Genomic DNA, 22,650 nt, shown 5'->3' on the forward strand with positions numbered 1-22,650 from the left:
TTCCCGCATGAGACGGACCCGTCGCCTCGGCCTGTGCGTGGCGGGGGCGGTGGCAGCCTCCGCGCTGACCGCCGCCCCCGCCACGCGGGCCGCCGAGACCCGCGCAGCCGCCCGGCTGACCGACCTGGTCAACCCGTTCATCGGCACCGCGAACGAAGGCAACACCTTCCCCGGCGCCGCCGTGCCCTTCGGCATGGTGCAGTTCTCGCCGGACACCGGCCACAACACCGGCTACGACTACGCCCACAGCCGCATCCGCGGCTTCTCCCTGGTCCATCTCTCCGGGGTCGGCTGCCGTATCGGCGGCGACCTGCCGGTCCTGCCCACCACCGGCGACGTCACCGCGACGGACAACGCGACGTACGCGGCCCGATTCCGCCACGAGGACGAGCGGGCGAGCCCCGGCTACTACCGGGTCGCGCTCGACTCCGGCATCGAGGCCGAGCTGACGGCGACGGCCCGCACCGGGGTGCAGCGCTACACCTTCCCGGCCACCGGCAAGGCCAACGTCCTGCTCGACGCGGGCCAGGCGCTGCACCGCATGGTCGCCTCCGAAGTAGAGATCCTGGACGACCGCACCGTGCGCACCGAGATCACCGGCCGCGGCTTCTGCGCGGACACCCTCCCGTACACGGTGTACACGATCACCCGCTTCGACCGGCCCTTCACCGCGTACGGCACCTGGGACGGCGCCGCCGTCACCCCCGGCGCGCGCACCGGGCACGGCGGCGCGTACCTGCGCTTCGACACCACCACCGACCGCACGGTGGAGGCGACCACCGCGCTGTCCTACGTCGACGCCGCGGGGGCGGCCGGCAATCTGCGCGCCGAGGGCGGCCGGGCCTTCGACGCGGTGCGCCGGGCGGCCGGGCGCAGGTGGGAGGAGCGGCTGGGGGACGTACGGGTGAGCGGCGGCGACGCGGCCCGCCGCCGGACCTTCTACTCGTCCCTGTACCGGGCCTTCCTCGCGCCGAACGTCGGCAACGACGCCGACGGCCGCTACACCGGCTGGGACCGGCGCGTCCACCGCACCGGCGGCATCACCTACTACCAGAACTGGTCGCTCTGGGACACCTACCGCACCCAGGCCCGGTTCCTCGCGCTGCTCGCGCCCCGCGAGGCCCGGGACATGGCCGTCTCCGTGATCCGGGTGGCCGAGGAGAGCGGCTGGCTGCCCAAGTGGGGCTACGGCACGGTCGAGACGAACGTGATGACCGGCGACCCGGTCACCCCGTTCCTCACCGACGCCTTCCAGCAGGGCCTGCTCACGGGGTACGAGGAGCGGGCGTACCGCGCGCTGCGCCGCAACGCCGACTCGGTGCCGCCCGCCGACGCCCCGGCACTGGGCCGCAACGGCAACCCGGACTACCTGTCCCGCGGCTACGTCCCGTACATCAAGGGCCACCGGCCGCCCAAGGCCGGCCACTCCGACTACGCCTTCGGCGCCTCGGCGACCCTGGAGTACGCGCTGTCGGACGCCATGCTCGCCCAGATGGCCCGCGCCCTGGGCCACCGCGCGGACGCCGGCCGGTACGCGGCCCGCTCCCGCAGCTACCGGAACCTGTTCGACCCCGCGACGCGCTTCTTCCGCGCCCGCGACACCGGCGGCGCCTTCACCGGGCCGGCGGATCCGGCGCACAGCACGGGCTTCCACGAGGGCACCGCCTGGCACTACCAGTGGCTCGTCCCGCAGGACCTGCCCGGCGTGGTCGGCCTGCTCGGCGGCGAGCGGCTCACCAACGAACGGCTCGACGAGTTCTTCGCCTACGACCGGCTCCTCGCCGACCCCGCCCGCACCGCCCGCGAGAACTGGGTCTCGGGGCCGTACGACTTCTACGACACCGACCGCTACAACCCGCTCAACGAACCCGACCTGCTCGCCCCGTACACCTATCTGTCGACGGGGCAGCCGTGGAAGACCACCGATGTGGTGCACGCCGCACTGACCCTGTTCACCGACGAGCCGGCCGGGCTGACCGGCAACGACGACCTCGGCACCATGTCGGCCTGGGACGTGCTGTCGTCCATCGGCCTGTACCCGGTGCAACCCGGCTACGGCACCTGGGGCCTGTCCACCCCCGTGTTCGACCGGGTCGACCTGCGTCTGGACCGCCGCTACCACCCGCGCGGCGCGCTCACCGTCCTGGCGCCCGGCACCTCGCGCGAGGCCCGGTACACCCGGACGGTCCGCGCCGACGGGGTGACCCACGACCGGACGTATCTGACCACCGGCGAACTGCGCCGGCTGCGGACGCTGCGCTACACCGTGGGCGCGCGGCCCTCGGCGTGGGGCACGTCGGCGCAGGCGGCGCCGCCCGTCCTGCGCTGACCGCGTCCGGCGCCCCCTGACAGCCGCGTGTCCCGCCCCGGGCGGCCGGGGCGGGACACCCTCCGTTTTTAACTGTGCGTAACTTGATCACGCTTGACCGTGATCGACAGGAGTTGTTCACTGCAAAGACCCCATCGCCGACGCGAGGCAAGCCCGTGACTCCTGATCTGCTCGCTCCCCTCGACCTGGCGTTCTGGAACATCGAGTCCGCCGGGCACCCGATGCACCTCGGCGCGCTCGGCGTCTTCGCGGCCCCCTCGCCCGGCGACGCGGCCCACGCCGCCGACCTGCTCGCCGCCCGCGCCGCCGCGGTGCCCGGTCTGCGCATGCGCATCCGCGACGTGTGGCACCCGCTCGGGCTGCGCCGGCCCGGCCCCGACGGGCTCCGCGGCGCCCTGGCGAAGGGCCTGCGGCAGCCGCTCGGCTTCGGCGGCGCCGCCCGCGAACCCGACCCCCGCTTCGACCCGCTGAACCACATCCACCTGCACGCCCCCGTTCCCGGCTTCCACGCGGCGGCCGGACGGCTCATGCAGCGCCCCCTGGAACGCGGCCTGCCGCCGTGGGAGGCCCATGTGCTGCCCGCGGCGGCCGGGACCGGCTTCGCGGTGCTGTTCAAGTTCCACCACGCCCTCGCCGACGGCCTGCGCGCCCTCACCCTCGCCGCCGCGATCCTCGACCCGGTCGACCTGCCCCGACGAGGCCCCGGGCCCGCCGCACCGCGGCGCGGCCCGCTGCCCGACGTGCGCGCGCTGCCCGGACTGGTCCGCGACGCCCTCGGCGACCTGGGCCGGGCCCTGGACATCGGGGCCCGCGTCGCCCGCTCCACCCTCGCCACCCGCCCCGTCCCCGCCCTGACCGCCGCTCCCACCGGCACCCGACGCACCGCGGGCGTGGCCGTCGACATCGACGACGTCCACCTGGTCCGCAAGGCCGTCGGCGGCACCGTCAACGACGTGCTGATCGCGGTCGTCGCGGGCGCCCTGCGCCGCTGGCTGGAGGAGCGCGGCGAGCCCGTCGAGGGCCTCGCGCCCCGCGCCCTCATCCCCGTCTCCCGCCGCCGCCCGCGCACCGCCCAGCCGCCGGGCAACCGGCTCTCCGGCTATCTGACGCACCTGCCCGTCGGTGTCGCCGACCCGCTGCGCCGGCTCGCCGCCGTCCGCGCCGCCATGGACCGCAACAAGGACGCCGGACCCGACCGGGGCGCCGGGGCCGTCGCCCTGCTCGCCGACCACGTGCCCGCCCTCGGCCACCGGCTCGGCGGCCCGCTGGTCGGACAGGCCGCCCGGCTCTGGTTCGACATCCTGGTCACCAGCGTCCCGCTGCCCGGCTTCGGGCTGCGCCTGGCCGGCCACCCGCTCACCGAGGTCTACCCCTTCGCGCCGCTCGCCCGCGGCCAGTCCCTGGCCGTCGCGATCTCCACCTACCGCGGCCAGGTGCACTACGGGCTCGTCGCCGACGCCGAGGCCGTGCCCGACCTGCACCGGCTGGCCCGCGCGGTGACCGAGGAGGTGGAGACCCTCATCACCGTCTGCGCCCCCTGAACCCGCGCCGCACGGGCCCGCGCGCCGCCCGGCCGGCCATGATCGCCACGCGTTTGGCGGTCGGCCGCACCGCTGCCGTAAAATCCCCCGTTCGACGGCGGGCGCGACTGGAGCGCCACGGGAACCAGCAGGGAAGCGGCGCGATGACGGTGACAGACGAGGGCTCCACGGCCACGGACGAGGTGGTGTACGCGCCGGGCGGTGAGCCCGCGTACGGGCCCGGTATCGACCCCGAGCGCCTGGCCGTCTGCCTCGACGTGCTCCGCGAACTGGACGAGATCGAGGTCGACCACCCCGACGCCGTCGCGGTGCGCCGGGCCACCTCCCACATCTACCGCACGGTCAAGCAGCGCCGCCGCCAGGAGCGCCGCGCCGCCAAGACCGCCCACGACAAGACGGTCACCGAGGCGACGGCCACCGGCTCCGCGCAGCGCATCGACGACGAGACCGAGGGCATCCTGCCCTCCTCGCGCACCGGAGAGGGACAGATCGCGGGGATACTCCAGCGCCCGCGCTCCTGCTACGTCTGCAAGCAGCGCTACGTCGAGGTCGACTACTTCTACCACCAGCTGTGCCAGAAGTGCGCCGCCGAGAACCGGGCCCGCCGCGACGCGCGCGCCGACCTGACCGGCAGGCGCGCCCTGCTCACCGGCGGCCGGGCCAAGATCGGCATGTACATCGCGCTCCGGCTGCTGCGCGACGGCGCGCACACCACCATCACCACCCGGTTTCCGGGCGACGCGATCCGGCGCTTCAAGGCCCAGCCCGACAGCGCCGACTGGATCCACCGGCTGAAGATCGTCGGCATCGACCTGCGCGACCCCGCCCAGGTCGTCTCGCTCGCCGACTCGGTCGCCGCCGAGGGCCCGCTGGACATCCTGATCAACAACGCCGCCCAGACGGTGCGGCGCTCGCCGCAGGCCTACAGCGAGCTGATCTCCGCCGAGTCGGCCCCGCTGCCCGCCGGTGAGCTGCCCGCCTCCGAGGTGATCGGCACCTTCGGCTCCGGCGCGGTCGCCGCGCTGCCGGTGGCGGGCTCCGGGGTGCTCGACGCCCAGGACGTCACCGACCTGGCCCTCGTCTCCGGTTCGGCGTCCCTGGAGCGGATCGCGGCCGGCACGGCCATCGACGCGGGCGGCCTGGTGCCCGACCTGCACGACACCAACAGCTGGATCCAGACGGTGGAGGAGGTCACGCCGGTCGAGCTGCTGGAGGTCCAGCTGTGCAACTCCACCGCGCCCTTCCTGCTGATCAGCCGGCTGCGCCCGGCGATGGCCGCGGCGGCGGCCCGCCGTACGTACATCGTCAACGTCTCCGCCATGGAGGGCGTCTTCGACCGCGGCTACAAGGGCGCCGGACACCCGCACACCAACATGGCCAAGGCCGCCCTGAACATGCTCACCCGCACCGCCGCCCAGGAGATGTTCGAGAAGGACGGCATCCTGATGACGGCCGTCGACACCGGCTGGATCACCGACGAGCGCCCGCACCCCGACAAGGTGCGCCTGGCCGAGGCCGGCTTCCACGCCCCGCTGGACCTGGTCGACGGCGCCGCCCGCGTCTACGACCCGATCGTGCGCGGCGAGGAGGGCGAGGACCTGTACGGCGTCTTCCTGAAGGACTACGCGCCGGGCAAGTGGTGAGGTCCGCTCCCGTACGCGTGCGCTGAGGCGCCGTCAGTCGACGGCGCCCAGCCGGGAGTTGCGGGCCGCGACCAGTTCCAGGACGGTGCGCCAGTCCTCCAGCACCCCGGCGGCCGCGCCGTCGCCCCCACCCGGGGTGCGGGCCTCCTCGGCCGCGAGGCGCAGGGCCAGGGCGTCCTCGTCCACCGGCCGGACGGGGCGGCCGTCGGCGGCGTACGCCTGCTGCCGCAGCAGCCGGAAGACGCGCTCCCCGAGCAGTCCGCGCACCGCGTCGGCGGCCCGGAGGGCACCGCTCAGCGCGCCCGTGCCCGAGCCCCCGCCCTCGCTGCCGCCTTCGTCGCTGCCTTCGCCCGGACCGAGCAGTCCGCCGACGGCCAGGACGAGCCCCGCGATCTGCAGTTCCTTGTCGGCCGGACGGCCGCGGCGCAGCAGCGCGGCGGTCCGCAGGGCGTGCGCGCAGGGATCGGTGCGGCGCCCGGGGCGGTCGGGCACGCGGGCGGCACCCCGCCCGGCGTGCAGCAGGTCCATCAGTTCCTCGACACTGCGCAGCTCCATGCGTCAGTCCTCCCGCGGGACGGCCGTTGCGGTACGTCAGCAGAGCACGGCGAGCTTGCGGCGCGGCCAACGGGACCTGAACTGCGTGCCGTCCGCCGAACGGGTGAATCCCGGCTCGCACGACAAAGCGACAAATCGCCTCTTATATGGCTCAATGAACATGCCTGACTTCCGATAGTTACCTGGTTTTTGCAGCCCCATCGAGCAGGGGGGCGCTCATTTGGTTAATCTGGAGTAGGCGGACAGCACCAAAGGGTTCCCACCACACCCACGGTCCGCCCCGGGGTGAACCGGTGCCCAACGGCCCGCTCGGACCTCAGTTGCCGGCGCCACCGCGTCCGACCTGTCTCGACCCAGACCCGAGCGGGTGTCAGGCGCCGCAGCGCAGACTGCCGGTTGACCGCCCCGAGGGTGACCGACACATAAGGAGTGCGCGGTGACACCGGAGAAGACCAATCGCGAGCAGCGCCCCGAGGAACGCACGGAGCGCGCGGGCCGACGGCCCGGAGACCTCGGCAGCCTCGACGTGTGGGCGCGGTCCGCCCCCATCCGCCTGGCCGGCTACGAGGACGACCTCGCCGAGCCGCACATCCTGCCCAGCGTCGACTGAACCACCCGGACCGGCCGCCCCACAGGCATGGGCGTGCGAGACTCGCGCCCATGCTGATCAGGGAAGCGTCGGACCACGACTGGCCGCGCATCTGGCCGTTCTGGCACCGTGTCGTCGCCGCCGGGGAGACCTACGCCTGGGACCCGGACACCTCGGAACAGGACGCCCGCGCCCTGTGGACCGGCCCCGGCAAGCGGGTCTTCGTCGCGGAGGACGACGACGGCACGATCCTGGGCTCGGCCTACGTGAAGCCCAACTACGGCGGGCCCGCCGCGGACATCGCCAACGCGGGCTTCATGGTTGACCCGGACCGCACCGGCCGTGGCACGGGCCGCGCCCTCGCCGAGCACGTCCTCGCGGCGGCCCGGGAGGACGGCTACCGCGGGATGGTCTTCAACGCCGTCGTCGAGACCAACCCGGCCGTGGGCCTGTGGACTTCGCTCGGCTTCACCGTCCTCGGCACCGTGCCGCGGGCGTACCGGCATCCGCGGCACGGCCTGGTGGGACTGCACATCATGTACCGGGACCTCTGAACGCGCCGGGAGCTCTGAACGCGCCGGGACCTCTGAGCGGTACGGCGCCGCCGCCGACGCCGGGCCCGGGGTGCGAGCGGCACGCGGCCGGGCCGGGCGGGCGGTGCGCGGGTTCAGTCCAGCGGGGCGGTGCGCGGCCACGGGCGCCGCCGCTCGATCCGCTCCGCCAGGTCCAGCAGGACGGCCTCCGCGCCGGGGCGCCCCACCAGTTGCACCGCGCACGGCGCACCGGAGGGCAGGGTGCCGAACGGCACCACCGCCGCGGGCCATCCGGTCAGGTTCCACGGCCCGGTCATCGGCGAACAGGCGCCGTTGACCGCCACGTTGCGCAGCCAGCCCCGCTCGTGCCAGGACACGGCCCGTGGCGGACGGCGGGCCAGCGCCGGGCAGAGCAGCACGTCGTGCTCGGCGAAGAACGGCGCGAGCCGGTCCCGCAGCCGCTCCCGCGCGTCACCCGTGCGGACCCCCTCGACGAACCGCCGCCCGACGGCGGCCTGCACCCGGGTGCGCCGGGCCAGCCGCCGCGGATCCAGGCCCACGGCGTCCATGGCCGTACCGGCACTCCAGTGCCGCAGCGCGGTGAACCCGATCGACGCCGGATAGGGCGGCTCGGCGCGCCGCACCCGGTGGCCCTCCTGCGCCAGCAGCCGCGCCGCCTCCCGTACGGCGGTGGCGTACGGGAGGCCGACCGTCGTGCCGCGCAGCGGCGCGCGCACCGACGCGGCGACCGACGGCGCCGGCCGCCCGGCGGCGGACGGCACTTCGGTGTCCGCCAGCACCGAGAGCATCAGCCGCGCGTCGGCGACCGTCGTGGCGAGCGGCCCGTTCTCCGACATGCCGAACCAGTCGCCGTTGCCGATGCCGGCCGGCACCACCCGGTGGCCCGGCTTGACGGTGACCAGGCCGCAGGCGGCGGCCGGGATGCGCAGCGAGCCCATGCCGTCGTTGCCGAGCGCGAGCGGCACCATCCCGGCGGCGACCGCCGCCGCGCTGCCGCCCGACGAACCGCCCGCCGTGCGCGAGGTGTCCCACGGATTGCGCGTGATGCCGTGCACGCCCTCGGTGGTGCCGAAGACGCACAGCTCGGGCACGTTGGTCAGCCCCACCACGACCGCGCCCGCCGCCCGCAGCCGGGCGACGGTGACATGGTCCCGGGTCTGCGGCAGCTCGGAGGTCGCCGCGGAGCCGTTCCGGGTGGTCTCGCCGCGTACGGCGAGGTTGTCCTTGACGGCCACCGGCACGCCCGCCAGGGGGAGTCCGGCCAGATCCGGCCGGGCCCCGACCGCGTCGGCCTCCTCCAGCGCCGCGCGGGCGCGGACGGTGCGGAAGGCACCGATCCGGCCGTCGAGCCGCTCGATGCGGGTCAGATGCGCGGCCACCACCGCACGGGCGGTGACCCGCTTCTCGCGTACGGCGGCGGCGATCTCGACGGCACTGCGGCCGGCCCAGTCGGTCACGGGCACTCCTCGGCGGAAGGTCGGAAACTCCGAAAGCGGGGGCGGACAGGGCGTACTGGCGAGTACGTGGGGTGAACTCTGCCCGGAGCGGGCCCCCCGCGTCGAGAGGCCGCGTCCGGCCGTCCCCGGCCGCGCCCACCGGCGGCCCGCGGCCCGCCCAAGAGGTGGAGGGATCATGGCCGTTGAGGGACGAGAGCGGGGGACGAGGGAGAGGACGAGAAGGCGTGGACGTGTATGAGGCCGTGGCCGGTCGACGGGCCGTGCGGGCGTTCGGCGACGAGCCGGTGCCCGAGGGCGTGCTCGAACGCGTCCTGGCCGCTGCGACGAGAGCACCGTCGAGCGGCAACCTCCAGCCGTGGCACCTGTACGTCGTGACCGGCGAGCCGCTGGCCGAGCTGAAGGAGCGGGCCACGGCCAGGGCACTGGCGGGCGACCCGGGCGACGAGCGGGAGTACCCGATGTACCCCGCCGAACTGACCCCGCCCTATCTGGACCGCTTCGCCGCCGCTGCCGCCCAGCGGTACGCGGCCCTGGGGATCGAGCGCGACGATCCCGCCCGGCCCATGAAGATCGCCGCGCTGAACTCGGGGGCGTTCGGGGCGCCGGCCGTGCTGTTCTGCTACCTCGACCGGACGATGGGGCCGGGGCAGTGGGGGGACGCGGGGATGTACCTCCAGACGGTCATGCTGCTGCTCCGGGCGGAGGGGTTGCACAGCTGTCCCCAGGTGATGTGGACGATGTACCGGAAGACCGTCGCCGACGTGGTGGGAGCGGGGGACGGGCGCGTGCTGTTCTGCGGGGTCGCGGTGGGGTTCGAGCAGGACGGCGCGCCGCAGTCGCGCACCGGGCGGGCGGACATGGCGGAGACGGTGACCTTCGTCGGGCGGTGACCCTCCGCCCGGCCGCGGGCCCTCCGCGCCGCCGGACCGGAACCGGGCAGAGCCCTGGCCGCGTCTCGCCGGATGCCGGGCGAGGACACGTCCGGCATCCGGCGGGACCGGGCGGGGAGGGCGTGTCCCCGCCGGTCCGCCGCGGTGCCGGGACGCCCGGGTGCGCGCGACGCGTAGGCGGCCCGCCCGGGTGGGTCTATGGTCGGAAGCACAGGGCGAGCACGAGGGGAAGTAGTCGGCGATGGCGCAGGACGAGGCCGTGATCGGCTGCACGGGGGAGCTTCTCATCGGCACCCGCGGATCCGCCGGTCCCGGCGAGATCCTGGTGCGGGTCAGAGGCGGCTCCGAGACCTTCCTCGCCTGGTCGCAGGAACCGTTGCCGATCGGTGCGACGGTCCTCGTGGTGGACTCCCGCGGACGCCGTGAGGTCGACGTGATCGAGTGGGCCGACCCCCTGGACCGGTTGCGCGACGATGCGGCCGACGCAGGCTAAGGAGAACAGACCATGTTCGGTTACCGTGTTCCCGCCCCCGACGAGGCGATGCTGATCTCGGGCGGCAGGCGGGGACTGGGGGGCGCGCCGTTTAGGGTGGTGACGGGGCACGGCAAGTTCGTGCTCCCGGTCTTCCGCAAGGTCCGCTTCCTCACCCTGTCGATGTGTGAGTCGGAGGTCGTCGAGACCTGCGTCACCCGGCAGGGCATCGCGCTGCATGTGCGCGCCGTCATCGCCTTCAAGGTCGGCAACGACCCGGAGAGCATCATCAACGCCGGGCAGCGCTTCCTCTCCGACCAGGACCAGATGTCCGTCCTGACCGGGCGGATCTTCGCCGGTCACCTGCGCGCCATCATCGGTTCGATGACCGTGGAGGAGATCGTCACCGAGCGGCAGAAGCTCGCCGCCGAGGTGCTCGACACCTCCAAGACGGAGATGGCGAAGATCGGCCTGATCGTGGACTCGCTCCAGATCCAGTCCATCGACGACGGCGACACCGGGTACATCGACGCCATGTCCGCGCCGCACAAGGCGGCCATCCAGCGGCAGGCGCAGATCGCCCAGGCACAGGCCAACCAGGCCGCCGCCGAGGCGGAGCAGGAGGCGGCCCGCAGGCAGGCCGAGTACGCCCGCCAGACCGCCGTCGTCAAGGCGGAGTACTCCGCCGAGGTGGACCGGGCCCAGGCGCAGGCCGCGCAGGCCGGGCCGCTGGCGCTGGCGCATGCCCAGCAGGAGGTGCTCGCCGCCCGGACGGAGCTGGCCCAGCGGCAGGCCGAACTGCGCCAGCAGGAGCTGGTGGCCGAGATCGTCAAGCCCGCCGAGGCGGATGCCGAGCGGGTCAGGATCCTCGCCGCGGCCGAGGCCCAGCGGATGAAGGTCCAGGCCGAGGCCGCCGCGTCCTACGACCGGGTCGCGCTCGACCGGATGCTGATCGACCAGCTCCCGCAGATCGTCAAGGAGGCCGCGGGCGGCCTCTCCGGTGCCAACGTCAACGTCCTCAACGGCGCGGACGGCCTCGGCGAGATCGCGGCGGGACTGGTCGCCCAGGGCCTGACCATCCTGGACTCGGTACGGCAGAACCTGAACGGCGGTGGCGGTGGCGGTGGCGGCCAGGGCGGCGGCGCCCAGCGCAACGGCTCCGGCCCGGCCGCGGCGGACACCGGCCGCCGCGAACTCCAGGGCCCGCGGCCCGCGGCCCCGGACGACGGCGCGCAGACGCCGGGCCGGGGCGGCAAGGGGACGGCCGAGTAGGGTCCCGCGAGCGGTCCCGCCCCGTGGCGGGACCGCAGCGACGCCACCGGGCGCCGGGCGGCAGTCCGTGTCGTCGGCCTTGCCGACACCCCGTCTGCCGTCTGCGGCCCCGGGCGCGCTCATCGGCACCGCCGGTCGCCGGTGGCACGCACGCGCCCACCGGCGGCCGCCGGGCCGTTACGGCTCCCGGTACGCGCCTACCGGCCCCGCGCCGGATGCCGGTCGTACTCCCACACCGGGAACCACCGGAGCACCGGACCATCCCGGCTCCGGGCGCGGCCACCGACCCCACCGGCCCCGCCGTACTCCACCGGCCCCGCCGTACTCCACCGGCCCCGCCGTACTCCACCGACCCCGCCCGCCGTCAGGCGCGCTCAGCCGACGCGGTCGCCCGCCCCCGCCTCGGCGCCCGCCCCCGGCGCGTCCCGCGCCGGCCCCGTGCTGTCGCGTTCGATCAGGCGGGGGACCGGGACGCGGACCGTGCGGGCCGGGCCGCCGTCCAGGAGGGCGGTCAGCGCGCGGGCCGCCGTACGGCCGAACTCCATGCTGTCCCGCGACAGGGCGGACAGCCACGGCTTGACCATGCGGCACAGCGCGGAGTCCTCCCAGGCCACCACCGACACGTCCGCCGGGACGGAGTAGCCCAGTTCGGTCGCGGCGGCCACGCCCGCCAGGGCCATCACGTCGTTGTCGTAGATCAGAGCCGTCGGAGGGGACGGCGAGCGCAGTATCCGGCGGGTGACGGCGGCGCCCTCCGCGTCCGAGTAGTCCGTGGTCACCGACTCGACGCCGGTCAGCCCGCGCCGCTCGGCCTCGGTGCGCAGCGTCCGGATCCGGCGCTCGGTGTGCGCGAGTCCGGCCAGGCCCGCGATGTGCATGATGCGCCGGTGGCCGAGCCCGTAGAGCCCGTCCACCACCGAGGCCATGGCGCCCGCGTCGTCCGCCCACACGGTGGACAGGCCCGGGTGCCGTTCGTCGGGTGCGCCGCCGATCACCACGGCGGGCAGGCCGAGTTCGTCGAGCAGACCGGGGCGCGGGTCGTCGGTGCGCGGGTCCACGACGAGCACGCCGTCCACCCGGTGCTCGGCCCACCATCTGCGATATACGTCACACTCGTCCGGTACGTCCTCCACCACCTGGAAGAGCAGCCCGAGATGGCGCTCGGAGAGCACTTCCTGGATGCCGGAGACCAGTTGCAGGAAGAACGAGTCGACGCCGAGCGTGTCGGCGGGCCGGGCCAGCACGAAGCCGATCGTGGCCGCGCCCTCCCCGGACAGCGCGCGGGCCGCCGTACTGGGCCGCCAGCCCAGCTGTTCGGCGACCCGGCGGACCCGGTCGCGGGTGACCTCGGAGACACCGGGCCGGTCGTTGAGCGCGAACGAGACGGCGCTCTCGGAGACACCGGCACGGCGCGCGATGTCCTTCATCGTCGGACGGCGCGCCGGGGTCCGCTTGGCCGGCATGTTCCCCCTCTTTTCACAGCGGTGATCACTAAAGCGCTTGAGTGGAGGCAGCCTAAAGCGCATTAGTCCTCGCAGGCAAGTCCCTACTCGGACCCCGGTGACCTGGACTAATGTGGCCGAGGTAGCTTTAGCAGGCCCGAATCCATTGACTTTTGATGAACTCGGCATGCATCGTCACTGCCGACACCAGCCGTCGACGCCGCAAGGGAGCCGTGTCACCGTGCCCATATCCCGCAGAGCACTCGCCGCCGCAGCCATCACCGCCCTCGTCCTGCCGTTGAGCGCCTGTGGCTCCGGCGGGGACGACGCCGGTTCGACGGACGCGTCGGGCAAGGTCGAGGGCAACATCACCTTCCAGACCTGGAACCTGCGCGCCAACTTCAAGGACTACTTCGAGGGCGTCATCGGCGACTTCGAGAAGAAGTACCCGGGCGCGCACGTCAAGTGGGTCGACCAGCCCGCCGAGGGCTACCCCGACAAGATCAGCGCGGACGCGGCCGGCGGCACCCTGCCCGACGTCGTCAACGTCGCCCCGGACCTGGTCGCGCCGCTCGCCAAGGCGGGCCTGGCGATGGACCTGGACAAGGCCGCCGCCAAGTACAAGGGCGAGTACCTGCCCGGCGCCTGGGCCAGCCACCAGGTCCCCGGCCTGCCCGGCACGTACGCCTTCCCCTGGTACCTGAACACCGGCCCGCTGTTCTACAACAAGACCCTCTTCAAGCAGGCGGGCCTGGACGCCGAGAAGCCGCCGAAGACGTACGACGAGCTCTTCACGGACGCCCTCCAGCTGGCCGAGAAGACCGGCGGCAAGGTCGCCACCCTCGCCAACGTGCCCACCATCGAGGACTTCGGCCGCTACGGCTCGACGCTGACGAACAAGGAGGGCACCGGCTTCGCCTTCAACGACGCGAAGGGTGTCGAACTCCTCACCAAGTACAAGCAGTTGTACGACGCCAAGGCGCTCGACGCGCAGGCGCTCACCGCCACCCCGGAGTCGACCGGCAAGAAGTTCCTCACCGGTGCCGTGGCCATGAACCCGGGCAGCGCCCTGGACCTGGACAACTTCAAGAAGCAGGCGCCGAACCTGTACAAGAACATCGGCATCACCGACCAGATCACCAGCACCGGCCACGTCAACATGTACGTGCAGGGCCTGATGGTGAACGCGAAGACCAAGAACACGCCCGCCGCCGTCGCGTTCGCGCACTTCGTCACCGACGCCGAGCACCAGATGTCCTTCGCCAAGAAGGTCGCCATCTTCCCGAGCACCGCCGGCTCGCTCAACGACCCGTACTTCACCAAGGAGGACGGCACCGACGAGACCCGGGTCCGGGTCGCCGCCGCCAAGTCCCTGAAGACCGCGGTCAACTACACGCCCGTGCAGTTCAGCGACCAGATGAAGACGGCGCTGCGCAACGAGGTCGCCAAGGCGCTCCAGGGCAAGCAGAGCCCCAAGGACGCGCTCGACAACGCTGTCAAGGCATGTGACCAGCTTCTGAAGCAGCAGGGATAACGCACCATGTCCACCTCGACCGTCTCCCGGGCGCCCGCGAAGCGCCCGGCCCGGCGCCCCGGCCGGGTCGCCGGGAGCCGCCCGGCGACCCGCATCCGGCGCCAACTGCCCGCCAGTCCCTGGCTGTTCGCCGCACCCGGACTGCTGGTCACCGCCGTCTTCATCCTGTACCCGTTCATCTCCACGGTGATCAACGCCTTCACCGACCGGCGCACCCTGATCCCCGGCCACTACGTCGGCCTCGCCAACTTCCGCGAGCTGCTGCACGACGACGCCTTCTGGATCGGCCTGCGCAACAGCACCCTGTACATGGTCGGCACCGTCCCGGCGCTGGTGATCCTGCCGCTGCTGCTGGCCATGCTGGTGCAGAAGAACATCCCGGGCATCACCTTCTTCCGGTCCGCCTTCTACACCCCGGTCGTCGCCTCGATCGTCGTGGTCGGCCTGATCTGGGTCTGGATGCTGGACGAACGCGGACTGGTGAACTCGCTCCTGGAGACGGTCGGTCTTGACAAGGTCGGCTTCCTCAGCGACCAGTGGCTGCTGCTGGTCAGCGCCATGGCCGTCACGGTCTGGAAGGGCCTCGGCTACTACATGATCGTCTACCTCGCGGCGCTCGCCAACGTGCCGCGCGAACTGCACGAGGCCGCCGCCGTGGACGGCGCGGGCGCGGTGCGCCGCTTCTTCACCGTCACCGTCCCGGCCGTCCGCTCCACCATGGTCCTGGTCGCCGCGCTCTCCTCGGTCGCCGCCTTCAAGGTGTTCTCCGAGGTCTACCTGATGGCCGGCCCCAGCGGCGGGCCCGCGGGCGAGGACACCACCCTGGTCATGCTCATCCAGCGCACCGGCACCGGCCTGTCCGGCCGCGTCGGCTACGCCTCCGCCATCTCCCTGGTGGTGTTCGTCATCACCGTGATCCTCATGCTGCTCGTCCTGCGCGCGGACCGGAAGGAGGACGCGTGAGCACCGTCGAGACCCCGGCCCGCAAGACCCCGGCCCGCAAGACCCCGGCGCGCCCGCGCAAGCCCCGCTTCACCGACGAGAACGGCCGCCGCTACCGGGTGTGGGAACTGGTCCTGCGCTACGTCCTGCTGCTGGCCGTGCTCGCCCTGACCGTCGGCCCGTTCGTGTGGCAGCTGTCCACCTCGCTCAAGGGCCCCACCGAGGACATCTTCAGCTCCCCGCCCAAGTTCCTGCCCGGCGACCCCACCCTGCACAACTACGAGCGGGTCGCCGACACCATCCCGGTCTGGGACTACGCCTTCAACTCCCTCAAGGTCGCCGCCGCCAACGTCGTCACCAACTGCGTCGGCTCGGCCCTGGCCGGCTACGCCCTGGCCCGGCTGCGCTACCGGGGCCGCCGGGTCGCCACCCTGGTCTTCGTGCTGGCGATGCTCGTGCCCGCGGAGGGCATCATCATCGCCCAGTTCACCACCATGCGGGAGCTGGGCCTGAACAACACCCTCGTCGGTGTCCTGCTGCCCGGCGCCGTCGCGTCGCTGAACGTCCTGCTGATGCGCAACGCCTTCCTGAACCTGCCCTACGAGATCGAGGAGGCCGCCTACGTCGACGGCGCCAACGTCTGGCAGCGGTTCCTGCGGATCGCGCTGCCGTCGGTCAAGGGCACCCTCGCCGTCGTGGCGATCTTCGCCTTCATGGGCGCCTGGGACGACTTCCTGTGGCCGCTCATCGTGCTCAGCGACCCGTCCCGGTTCACCCTGACCATCGGCCTGAACTACCTGCACGGCACCTTCGCCAACGACGAACGGCTGGTCGCCGCCGGCACCGTCATCGCCGTGGCCCCGCTGATCGCCCTCTTCGCCTGCCTCCAGCGCTACTTCTTCCGCGGGGTCGGCGAGGGCGCCGTCAAGGGCTGAGCGCCCGGGGCCGCTCCCCGGAGCGGCCCCGCGGCCGGCCGTCACCGTAGCTCTCGCGCGCCGGACCCCCGTACCCCCACCTCGCAAGGATCCCGCATGCCTTCTGCCGTGCGCTTCGGCGTCAACTACACCCCGAGCCAGGGGTGGTTCCACCACTGGCTCGACTTCGACCTCGACGCCGTACGCGCCGACCTGGACTCCATCGCCGCGCTCGGCCTCGACCACGTCCGGGTCTTCCCGCTGTGGCCCTACTTCCAGCCCGACCGCGCCCTGATCCGGCCGCGCGCCGTGGAGCAGCTGGTGCAGCTCGTCGACGCGGCCGGGGAACGCGGGCTCGACGTCAACGTGGACGGCCTCCAGGGACACCTGTCCAGCTTCGACTTCCTGCCCGCCTGGACCCGCACCTGGCACCGCCGCAACCTCTTCACCGACCCCGAGGTCCTGGACGGCCAGGCCGCCTATCTGCGCACCCTGGCCGCCGCCCTCGACGGCCGCCCCAACTTCCTCGGCATGACCCTCGGCAACGAGGTCAACCAGTTCTCCGCCGGGCCCCACCCCGACCCGGACCGGGCCACCGCCGACCAGATCGACGCCTGGCTGGAGCGGATGCTCGCCGCCTGCGAGCAGGGCGCCCCCGGCAGGATGCACCTGCACGCCGAGTACGACGCCACCTGGTACCAGGACGACATGCCGTTCACCCCGGACCAGGCCGCCCGGCACGGCGCGCTGACCGCCGTGCACTCCTGGGTCTTCAACGGCACCGCCCAGCGCCACGGCCGCACCTCCGTGCCCACCGAGCACCACGCCGCCTACCTCATCGAGCTGAGCAAGGCATGGGCCGGCGACCCGCACCGCCCCGTCTGGCTCCAGGAGGTCGGCGCGCCCGCCCCCCTGATCCCCGCCGAGCACGCCGCCGCCTTCACCGAGGCCACCGTCGCCAACGCGCTGGACTGCCCCGACCTGTGGGGCATCACCTGGTGGTGTTCCCACGACGTCTCGCGCGAGCTGGCCGACTTCCCCGAACTCGAGTACAGCCTCGGCCTGCTCACCAACGACCGCCGCCCCAAGGACAGCGCCCGCAGCCTCGCCCGCGCGGCCCGCGAGCACACCTACGCCCCGGCCCCGCGCACCACCGCCCTGACCGTGCCCGCCGACCCGGCCGCCCGCTCCCGCTGCGCGCCCGGCGGCGACGTCTTCGAGGCGTTCTTCCGGCTCACCGCCGACGGCGCCCGCCCCGCCACCGTCCTCGACACCCGGGCGGCCGACCGGGACCACCTGGCCGCCCGCGGCATCACGGACGTCGTCACCCCCGATCAGGTACTCCCCACCCCTCCAGGAGGCACCCGCTCGTGAGTCACCACCCCGCCCGGCGCACCGTCCTGCTCGCGGGCGCCGCGACCGCCGCCCTGCCCGCGCTGTCCCTGCCCGCCGCCGCGGCCGAGCCGACGGCGTCCCGCGCCGCCGCCACCGGCCTGCGGCCGCTCGCCTCCTACTGGTACCCCGACTCGCTGCCCGACGGCAGCCCCGGCGAGGGCATCACCTGGCGCAGTCTGAAGAGCTGGCGCGCCGCCACCGACACCGACCTGCCCTTCAACCGGGCCTCCGTGCCGCTCGCCCGGCGCTTCACCCCGGCCCCGGCCAACACCACGGCCCGCGCGGACCAGGCCCGTATCCAGTCCCTGGTCTCCTTCGGTCCCACCGCGGGCAACCCCTCCCAGGGCTCGGCCACCGCCGACTACTACGCCCTCACCCACTGGGCGTACATCGACGAGCTGGTCTTCTGGGGCGGCTCGTCCGGCGAGGGGCTGATCCTCGCGCCGAACGCGCCGATCGTGGACGCCGCGCACCGGCACGGCGTCCCCGTCCTCGGCAACGTCTTCCTGCCGCCCGCCGCCTACGGCGGACAGCTCCGCTGGACCAGCGACCTGGTGCAGCGGGACGCCGCCGGGCACCACCCGCTCGCCGCCCAGCTCGTCGCGGTCGCGGCGGCGTACGGCTTCGACGGCTGGTTCGTCAACGCCGAGACCGGCGGCGGCGACAGCGCGCTCGGCGCCGCCATGCTCGGCTTCGTCCGCGAGCTGAAGACGCTCGCCGCCGCCCGCGGACAGCGCGTCACCTGGTACGACGCCATGACCGTGGACGGCACGGTGAGCTGGCAGGGCGCGCTGAACGACCGCAACCAGGCACTGTACGAGGCCGCCGACGACCTGTTCGTCGACTTCCGCTGGAGCGCGGGCTCGCTGGCCTCCTCCGCCCGCAGGGCCGACGCGCTGGGCCGCAGCCGCTACGAGCTGTGGGCCGGTGTCGACGTGGAGTCCCGCGGCTCGGACACTCCCGTGGACTGGGACGCGATCGTGCCCGCCGGCACCGCGCACACCACCTCAGTCGGCCTCTACCGGCCGGAGTGGACCCGGGGCCACCTGCCCGCCGGGCACACCCCGGAGGCGTTCCACGCCGCCGACGACCGGTTCTGGACCGGCCGCTCCCTCGACCCGTCCCGGCCCGATGCCGCCGACCCCTGGCGGGCACCGGCCGTCTTCGCCGCCGACCGGTCCACCGTCACCTCCCTGCCGTTCGCGACCGTCTTCAACACCGGCCACGGACTGCGCTGGCACGAGCGGGGCGAGGTCACCTCCGACACCCCCTGGAACCACCTCGGCCTCCAGGACCGGCTGCCCGCCCGCCGCTGGAGCGTGCGCACCGAAGGGCAGCGGCCCGCCGTCGCCTTCGACTTCGCCGACGCCTGGCACGGCGGCAGCAGCCTCCTGGTGTCCGGCGCGCTCGACCGGCCCGCCGTCCTGGACCTCTACACGACCCGGCTGCCGCTCGGCCGCAACACCGTCGTCGAGCTGACCCACCGCGCCGACGCCGGGAACGTACGCGTCGAGCTGGCCGTGGCGACCGCCGAACCGGACGGCGCCGGGAACCCGCCGCCGTACACGTACCTGCCGCTGCCGGCCGGGCGCGGCGACGGCTGGCGGACCACCGCGGTGCGGCTGCCCGGCCGGTCCGGGACCGTGCACGCCCTCGGGATCCGGCTCACCGCCACCGGCGGCGGCCCGGTCCGCTGGCGGCTCGGCGGCCTCGCCGTGCGCGAGCGCACCACCACCCCGGCCGCCCCCGTCCGGCCCCGGGTCACCGCGGCCTCGGGCGGCGACCTGCGCCTGGCCTGGGACCACCCGGCGCCCGGCACGGTCCGCCACTACACCGTGCACCGCGTGCTGCCCGACGGCACCCGCCGCTTCCTGGGCGGCACCGGCCAGCGCGCCTACTTCGTCACCGGCCTGACTCCCGCACCGGGCGAGCGGGCCGTACGGTTCGAGGTACGGGCGGTGGGGGAGCTGTACACCTCCTCGGCCGCCGCCGCCCTCGGCCACCGCTGGTAACCACCGACTGATCCACCCGCAGACGCAGACCTACGGAGCATTCCGCATGCATGACGACCGCAGCCTGGTCGAAGCCCGCCTCAAGCGCGTACTCGACGAGCGCATCCGCCCCGCCGTGTACCCCGAGTCCGTGCCCCTGGACGTGGCCGTGTGGCACGCGCCCGGGGAGCCCGTGCCGGTCGCCGAGGGACTGGCCGCCGAGCCCGAGCCGATCGCGGTGGGCGCCCGCTGGGGTGCTCCGTGGGGCACCAGCTGGTTCCGGGTGACCGGCACCGTTCCCGAGGCGTGGGCAGGCAGGTCCGTCGAGGCCCTGCTCGACCTCGGCTTCGACGAGAACATGCCCGGCTTCCAGTGCGAGGGCCTGGTCTACCGGCCCGACGGCACCCCGGTGAAGGGCCTCAACCCGCGCAACCAGTGGGTCCGGATCGGCGCCCCCGTCGAGGGCGGCGAGGAGGTGCGCCTGCACATCGAGGCGGCCTCCAACCCCGTCATCCTCGACTACCACCCCTTCCTGCCCACCCAGCTCGGCGACAAGGAGACCGCGGGCAGCGACCCGCAGTACACGCTGACCCGGATGGACCTCGCCGTCTTCGACGAGACCGTGTGGCAGCTCGTCATCGACCTGGAGGTGCTCGGCGAGCTGATGGCCGAGCTGCCCGAGGACTCCCAGCGCCGCTACGAGATCCTGCGCGCCGTGGACCGGGCGCTGGACCTGGTGGACCTCCAGGACGTCAACGGCACCGCCGAGCGGGCCCGCGCCCAGCTCACCGGCGTGCTCTCCGCGCCCGCCGTGCCCTCCGCGCACCGCATCAGCGCGGTCGGCCACGCGCACATCGACTCCGCCTGGCTGTGGCCGCTGCGCGAGACGGTGCGCAAGGTGGCGCGTACGACGTCCAACATGACCGCCCTGCTGGAGGACGAGCCCGACTTCGTCTTCGCCATGTCCCAGGCGCAGCAGTGGGCGTGGATCAAGGAGCACCGGCCCGAGGTGTGGGCGCGGGTCAAGAAGGCCGTCGCGGACGGGCGGTTCGTGCCGGCCGGCGGCATGTGGGTGGAGTCCGACACCAACATGCCCGGCTCGGAGGCCATGGCCCGCCAGTTCGTGCACGGCAAGCGGTTCTTCCTCGACGAGTTCGGCGTCGAGAACGACGAGGCGTGGCTGCCCGACACCTTCGGCTTCGCCGCCGGTCTGCCGCAGATCATCAAGGCGGCCGGCTCCAAGCGGCTGCTCACGCAGAAGATCTCCTGGTCGCAGACGAACAAGTTCCCGCACCACACCTTCCAGTGGGAGGGCATCGACGGCACCCGGATCTTCACGCACTTCCCGCCCGTCGACACCTACAACTGCTCCATGAAGGGCAGCGAGATCGCGCACGCGGCCCGCAACTTCAAGGACAAGGGCGTCGCCCGGCACTCGCTGGCGCCCACCGGCTGGGGCGACGGCGGCGGCGGCACCACCCGCGAGATGGTCGCCAAGGCCGCCCGGCTGCGCGACCTGGAGGGCTCCGCGCAGGTGGTGTGGGAGACCCCCGAGGCGTTCTTCGACAAGGCCGAGGCCGAGTACCCCGAACCGCCCGTCTGGGTCGGCGAGCTGTACCTCGAACTGCACCGCGCCACCCTGACCAGCCAGGCCAAGACCAAGCAGGGCAACCGGCGCAGCGAGCACCTGCTGCGCGAGGCGGAGCTGTGGGCGGCCACCGCCGCCGTGCGCGCCGGGTTCCCCTACCCCTACGAGGACCTGGACCGGATCTGGAAGACGGTGCTGCTGCACCAGTTCCACGACATCCTGCCCGGCTCGTCCATCGCCTGGGTGCACCGCGAGGCCCGCGCCACCTACGAGCGGGTCGCCGCCGAGCTGGACGCGATCATCGACGGCGCGCAGCGCGCGCTGGCCGGCGAGGGCGCCACCCCGCTCGTCTTCAACGCGGCCCCGCACGGCCGCTGCGGTGTCCCGGCGGGCGGCGCCGCCGCACCGGCCGTCGCGGGCGGCACCCGGCTCACGCCCCGCCAGGGCGGCGGACACGTCCTGGACAACGGCGTGCTGCGCGTCGAGATCGACGAGCGGGGCCTGGTCGTCTCGGCGTACGACATCGAGGCCGAGCGCGAGACCGTCGCCCCCGGCCGGGCCGCCAACCTGCTCCAGCTGCACCCCGACTTCCCGAACATGTGGGACGCCTGGGACGTGGACGAGTTCTACCGCAACACGGTCACCGACCTGACGGACGCGGACGAGGTCACGGCGGGCGAGGACGGCGCCTCGGTGCGCGTCGTGCGCTCCTTCGGCGACTCCCGCGTCACGCAGGTGCTGTCGCTGGCCGCGGGCGAGCGGCGGCTGCTCCTGGACACCGAGGTCGACTGGCACGAGACGGAGAAGTTCCTCAAGCTGGCCTTCCCGCTGGACGTGCACGCCGAACGGTACGCGTCGGAGACCCAGTTCGGGCACTTCCACCGGCCCACCCACACCAACACCTCGTGGGAGGCCGCCAAGTTCGAGGCGTGCAACCACCGGTTCGTGCACGTGGCCGAGCCCGGCTGGGGCGTCGCCCTGGTCAACGACTCGACGTACGGCCACGACGTGACCCGCGCCGTCCGCACCGACGGCGACCTGGGCACGACCACCACCGTCCGGGTGTCGCTGCTGCGCGCGCCGCGCTTCCCCGACCCGGAGACCGACCAGGGCGTCCACCGCTTCCGGCACGCCCTGGTGCCCGGCGCCGACATCGGCGGCGCGGTCCGCGAGGGCTGGCGGATCAACGTGCCCGAGCGGCGGCTGACCGGCGCGGGCGCGGTCGCCCCGCTGCTGGCCGTCGACGACGACGCGGTGGTCGTGACGGCTCTCAAGCTCGCCGACGACGGCAGCGGCGACGTGGTCGTCCGCTTCCACGAGGCCCACGGCGGCCGGGCGCGGGCCACGCTGACCGCCGGGTTCGAGGTCGCCGACGCCGTGGCGACCGACCTGCTGGAGCGCCCGCTGGCCGACGCCCCGGCCGTGGAGCGCGACGGCGAGCGGATCGCGGTGCGGCTGCGTCCGTTCGAGCTGGTGACGCTGCGGCTGCGGCGCGCCTGAGTCAGTACGGGAGGGCGGTCCGGCACGCACGCGCCGGGCCGC

At 73.7% G+C, this 22,650-nt stretch carries 17 protein-coding genes; 14 read left to right on the top strand and 3 right to left on the bottom strand.

Annotated features, from left to right (window positions below; translation table 11 throughout):
• The first annotated feature begins 7 nt into the window (after nucleotides 1-7).
• The 3 genes from A8713_RS28395 to A8713_RS28405 all read left to right on the top strand — a co-directional run bounded on the left by A8713_RS28395 (nucleotide 8) and on the right by A8713_RS28405 (nucleotide 5,513).
• Nucleotides 8-2,329, top strand: a complete 2,322-nt coding sequence (locus A8713_RS28395; protein WP_064536520.1) for a GH92 family glycosyl hydrolase — start codon at nucleotides 8-10, stop codon at nucleotides 2,327-2,329.
• Nucleotides 2,330-2,484: 155 nt separating this feature from the next.
• Nucleotides 2,485-3,870, top strand: coding sequence for a wax ester/triacylglycerol synthase family O-acyltransferase (locus A8713_RS28400; protein WP_064536521.1), 1,386 nt, complete (start codon nucleotides 2,485-2,487; stop codon nucleotides 3,868-3,870).
• A gap of 143 nt (nucleotides 3,871-4,013) precedes the next feature.
• The gene (locus A8713_RS28405) at nucleotides 4,014-5,513 is read left to right on the top strand and encodes an SDR family NAD(P)-dependent oxidoreductase (RefSeq protein ID WP_064536522.1); all 1,500 of its coding nucleotides are present in this window, start codon (nucleotides 4,014-4,016) and stop codon (nucleotides 5,511-5,513) included.
• Between the two features lie 33 nt (nucleotides 5,514-5,546).
• Here the strand turns inward: A8713_RS28405 and A8713_RS28410 are convergent, their stop codons facing one another.
• The gene (locus tag A8713_RS28410) at nucleotides 5,547-6,068 is read right to left on the bottom strand and encodes a hypothetical protein (RefSeq protein ID WP_064536523.1); all 522 of its coding nucleotides are present in this window, start codon (nucleotides 6,066-6,068) and stop codon (nucleotides 5,547-5,549) included.
• Between the two features lie 436 nt (nucleotides 6,069-6,504).
• Between A8713_RS28410 and A8713_RS33335 the strand changes: the two genes are divergently transcribed.
• Both A8713_RS33335 and A8713_RS28415 read left to right on the top strand, forming a co-directional pair.
• Nucleotides 6,505-6,678 carry a hypothetical protein gene (locus A8713_RS33335; RefSeq protein WP_106967188.1) on the top strand — a complete coding sequence of 58 codons (174 nt, stop codon included), beginning with the start codon at nucleotides 6,505-6,507 and terminating at the stop codon, nucleotides 6,676-6,678.
• Nucleotides 6,679-6,728: 50 nt separating this feature from the next.
• Nucleotides 6,729-7,211 carry a GNAT family N-acetyltransferase gene (locus A8713_RS28415; RefSeq protein ID WP_064536524.1) on the top strand — a complete coding sequence of 161 codons (483 nt, stop codon included), beginning with the start codon at nucleotides 6,729-6,731 and terminating at the stop codon, nucleotides 7,209-7,211.
• A gap of 113 nt (nucleotides 7,212-7,324) precedes the next feature.
• On the opposite strand, the gene A8713_RS28420 is transcribed toward A8713_RS28415, so the two are convergent.
• Nucleotides 7,325-8,668, bottom strand: a complete 1,344-nt coding sequence (locus A8713_RS28420) for an amidase (RefSeq protein ID WP_064536525.1) — start codon at nucleotides 8,666-8,668, stop codon at nucleotides 7,325-7,327.
• A 224-nt stretch (nucleotides 8,669-8,892) separates the two neighbouring features.
• On the opposite strand from A8713_RS28420, the gene A8713_RS28425 reads away from it, so the two are divergent.
• The 3 genes from A8713_RS28425 (at nucleotide 8,893) to A8713_RS28435 (ending at nucleotide 11,302) form a co-directional block, all read left to right on the top strand.
• On the top strand, nucleotides 8,893-9,558 hold the full coding sequence (locus A8713_RS28425) for a nitroreductase (protein ID WP_064536526.1): 666 nt from the start codon (nucleotides 8,893-8,895) through the stop codon (nucleotides 9,556-9,558).
• A 241-nt stretch (nucleotides 9,559-9,799) separates the two neighbouring features.
• A complete protein-coding gene (locus A8713_RS28430) occupies nucleotides 9,800-10,051 on the top strand; it encodes a hypothetical protein (protein ID WP_064536527.1) in 252 nt (83 codons plus the stop codon).
• Between the two features lie 12 nt (nucleotides 10,052-10,063).
• Entirely contained in the window at nucleotides 10,064-11,302 is a 1,239-nt protein-coding gene (locus tag A8713_RS28435; RefSeq protein WP_064536528.1) for an SPFH domain-containing protein, read from the top strand.
• 374 nt (nucleotides 11,303-11,676) lie between these two features.
• On the opposite strand, the gene A8713_RS28440 is transcribed toward A8713_RS28435, so the two are convergent.
• Entirely contained in the window at nucleotides 11,677-12,765 is a 1,089-nt protein-coding gene (locus A8713_RS28440) for a LacI family DNA-binding transcriptional regulator (protein ID WP_064536529.1), read from the bottom strand.
• A gap of 220 nt (nucleotides 12,766-12,985) precedes the next feature.
• On the opposite strand from A8713_RS28440, the gene A8713_RS28445 reads away from it, so the two are divergent.
• From A8713_RS28445 to A8713_RS28470, 6 genes are all read left to right on the top strand, one after another.
• Nucleotides 12,986-14,278, top strand: coding sequence for an ABC transporter substrate-binding protein (locus A8713_RS28445; protein ID WP_064536530.1), 1,293 nt, complete (start codon nucleotides 12,986-12,988; stop codon nucleotides 14,276-14,278).
• 6 nt (nucleotides 14,279-14,284) lie between these two features.
• Nucleotides 14,285-15,241, top strand: a complete 957-nt coding sequence (locus A8713_RS28450; protein WP_064536531.1) for a carbohydrate ABC transporter permease — start codon at nucleotides 14,285-14,287, stop codon at nucleotides 15,239-15,241.
• Nucleotides 15,238-16,155 carry a carbohydrate ABC transporter permease gene (locus A8713_RS28455; protein WP_064536532.1) on the top strand — a complete coding sequence of 306 codons (918 nt, stop codon included), beginning with the start codon at nucleotides 15,238-15,240 and terminating at the stop codon, nucleotides 16,153-16,155. Before A8713_RS28450 ends, A8713_RS28455 begins: the two co-directional genes overlap by 4 nt.
• A 96-nt stretch (nucleotides 16,156-16,251) precedes the next feature.
• Entirely contained in the window at nucleotides 16,252-17,508 is a 1,257-nt protein-coding gene (locus A8713_RS28460) for a glycoside hydrolase 5 family protein (RefSeq protein ID WP_107440724.1), read from the top strand.
• Nucleotides 17,505-19,541, top strand: coding sequence for an endo-beta-N-acetylglucosaminidase (locus A8713_RS28465; protein WP_064536534.1), 2,037 nt, complete (start codon nucleotides 17,505-17,507; stop codon nucleotides 19,539-19,541). Before A8713_RS28460 ends, A8713_RS28465 begins: the two co-directional genes overlap by 4 nt.
• A gap of 46 nt (nucleotides 19,542-19,587) precedes the next feature.
• Nucleotides 19,588-22,608 (top strand): alpha-mannosidase, encoded by a 3,021-nt coding sequence (locus A8713_RS28470; RefSeq protein ID WP_064536535.1) that lies wholly within the window; start codon nucleotides 19,588-19,590, stop codon nucleotides 22,606-22,608.
• Nucleotides 22,609-22,650: the final 42 nt, after the last annotated feature.

It is taken from the genome of Streptomyces sp. SAT1, from assembly GCF_001654495.1.
Lineage (GTDB): Bacteria > Actinomycetota > Actinomycetes > Streptomycetales > Streptomycetaceae > Streptomyces > Streptomyces andamanensis.

Excerpts from the sequence above, each read along its gene's own strand:
- A8713_RS28395 (WP_064536520.1), top strand. The coding sequence starts at position 8 with ATGAGACGGACCCGTCGCCTCGGCCTGTGCGTGGCGGGGGCGGTGGCA.
- A8713_RS28405 (WP_064536522.1), top strand. The coding sequence starts at position 4,014 with ATGACGGTGACAGACGAGGGCTCCACGGCCACGGACGAGGTGGTGTAC.
- A8713_RS28410 (WP_064536523.1), bottom strand. The coding sequence starts at position 6,068 with ATGGAGCTGCGCAGTGTCGAGGAACTGATGGACCTGCTGCACGCCGGG.
- A8713_RS28415 (WP_064536524.1), top strand. The coding sequence starts at position 6,729 with ATGCTGATCAGGGAAGCGTCGGACCACGACTGGCCGCGCATCTGGCCG.
- A8713_RS28430 (WP_064536527.1), top strand. The coding sequence starts at position 9,800 with ATGGCGCAGGACGAGGCCGTGATCGGCTGCACGGGGGAGCTTCTCATC.
- A8713_RS28435 (WP_064536528.1), top strand. The coding sequence starts at position 10,064 with ATGTTCGGTTACCGTGTTCCCGCCCCCGACGAGGCGATGCTGATCTCG.
- A8713_RS28440 (WP_064536529.1), bottom strand. The coding sequence starts at position 12,765 with ATGCCGGCCAAGCGGACCCCGGCGCGCCGTCCGACGATGAAGGACATC.
- A8713_RS28450 (WP_064536531.1), top strand. The coding sequence starts at position 14,285 with ATGTCCACCTCGACCGTCTCCCGGGCGCCCGCGAAGCGCCCGGCCCGG.
- A8713_RS28460 (WP_107440724.1), top strand. The coding sequence starts at position 16,252 with ATGCCTTCTGCCGTGCGCTTCGGCGTCAACTACACCCCGAGCCAGGGG.
- A8713_RS28470 (WP_064536535.1), top strand. The coding sequence starts at position 19,588 with ATGCATGACGACCGCAGCCTGGTCGAAGCCCGCCTCAAGCGCGTACTC.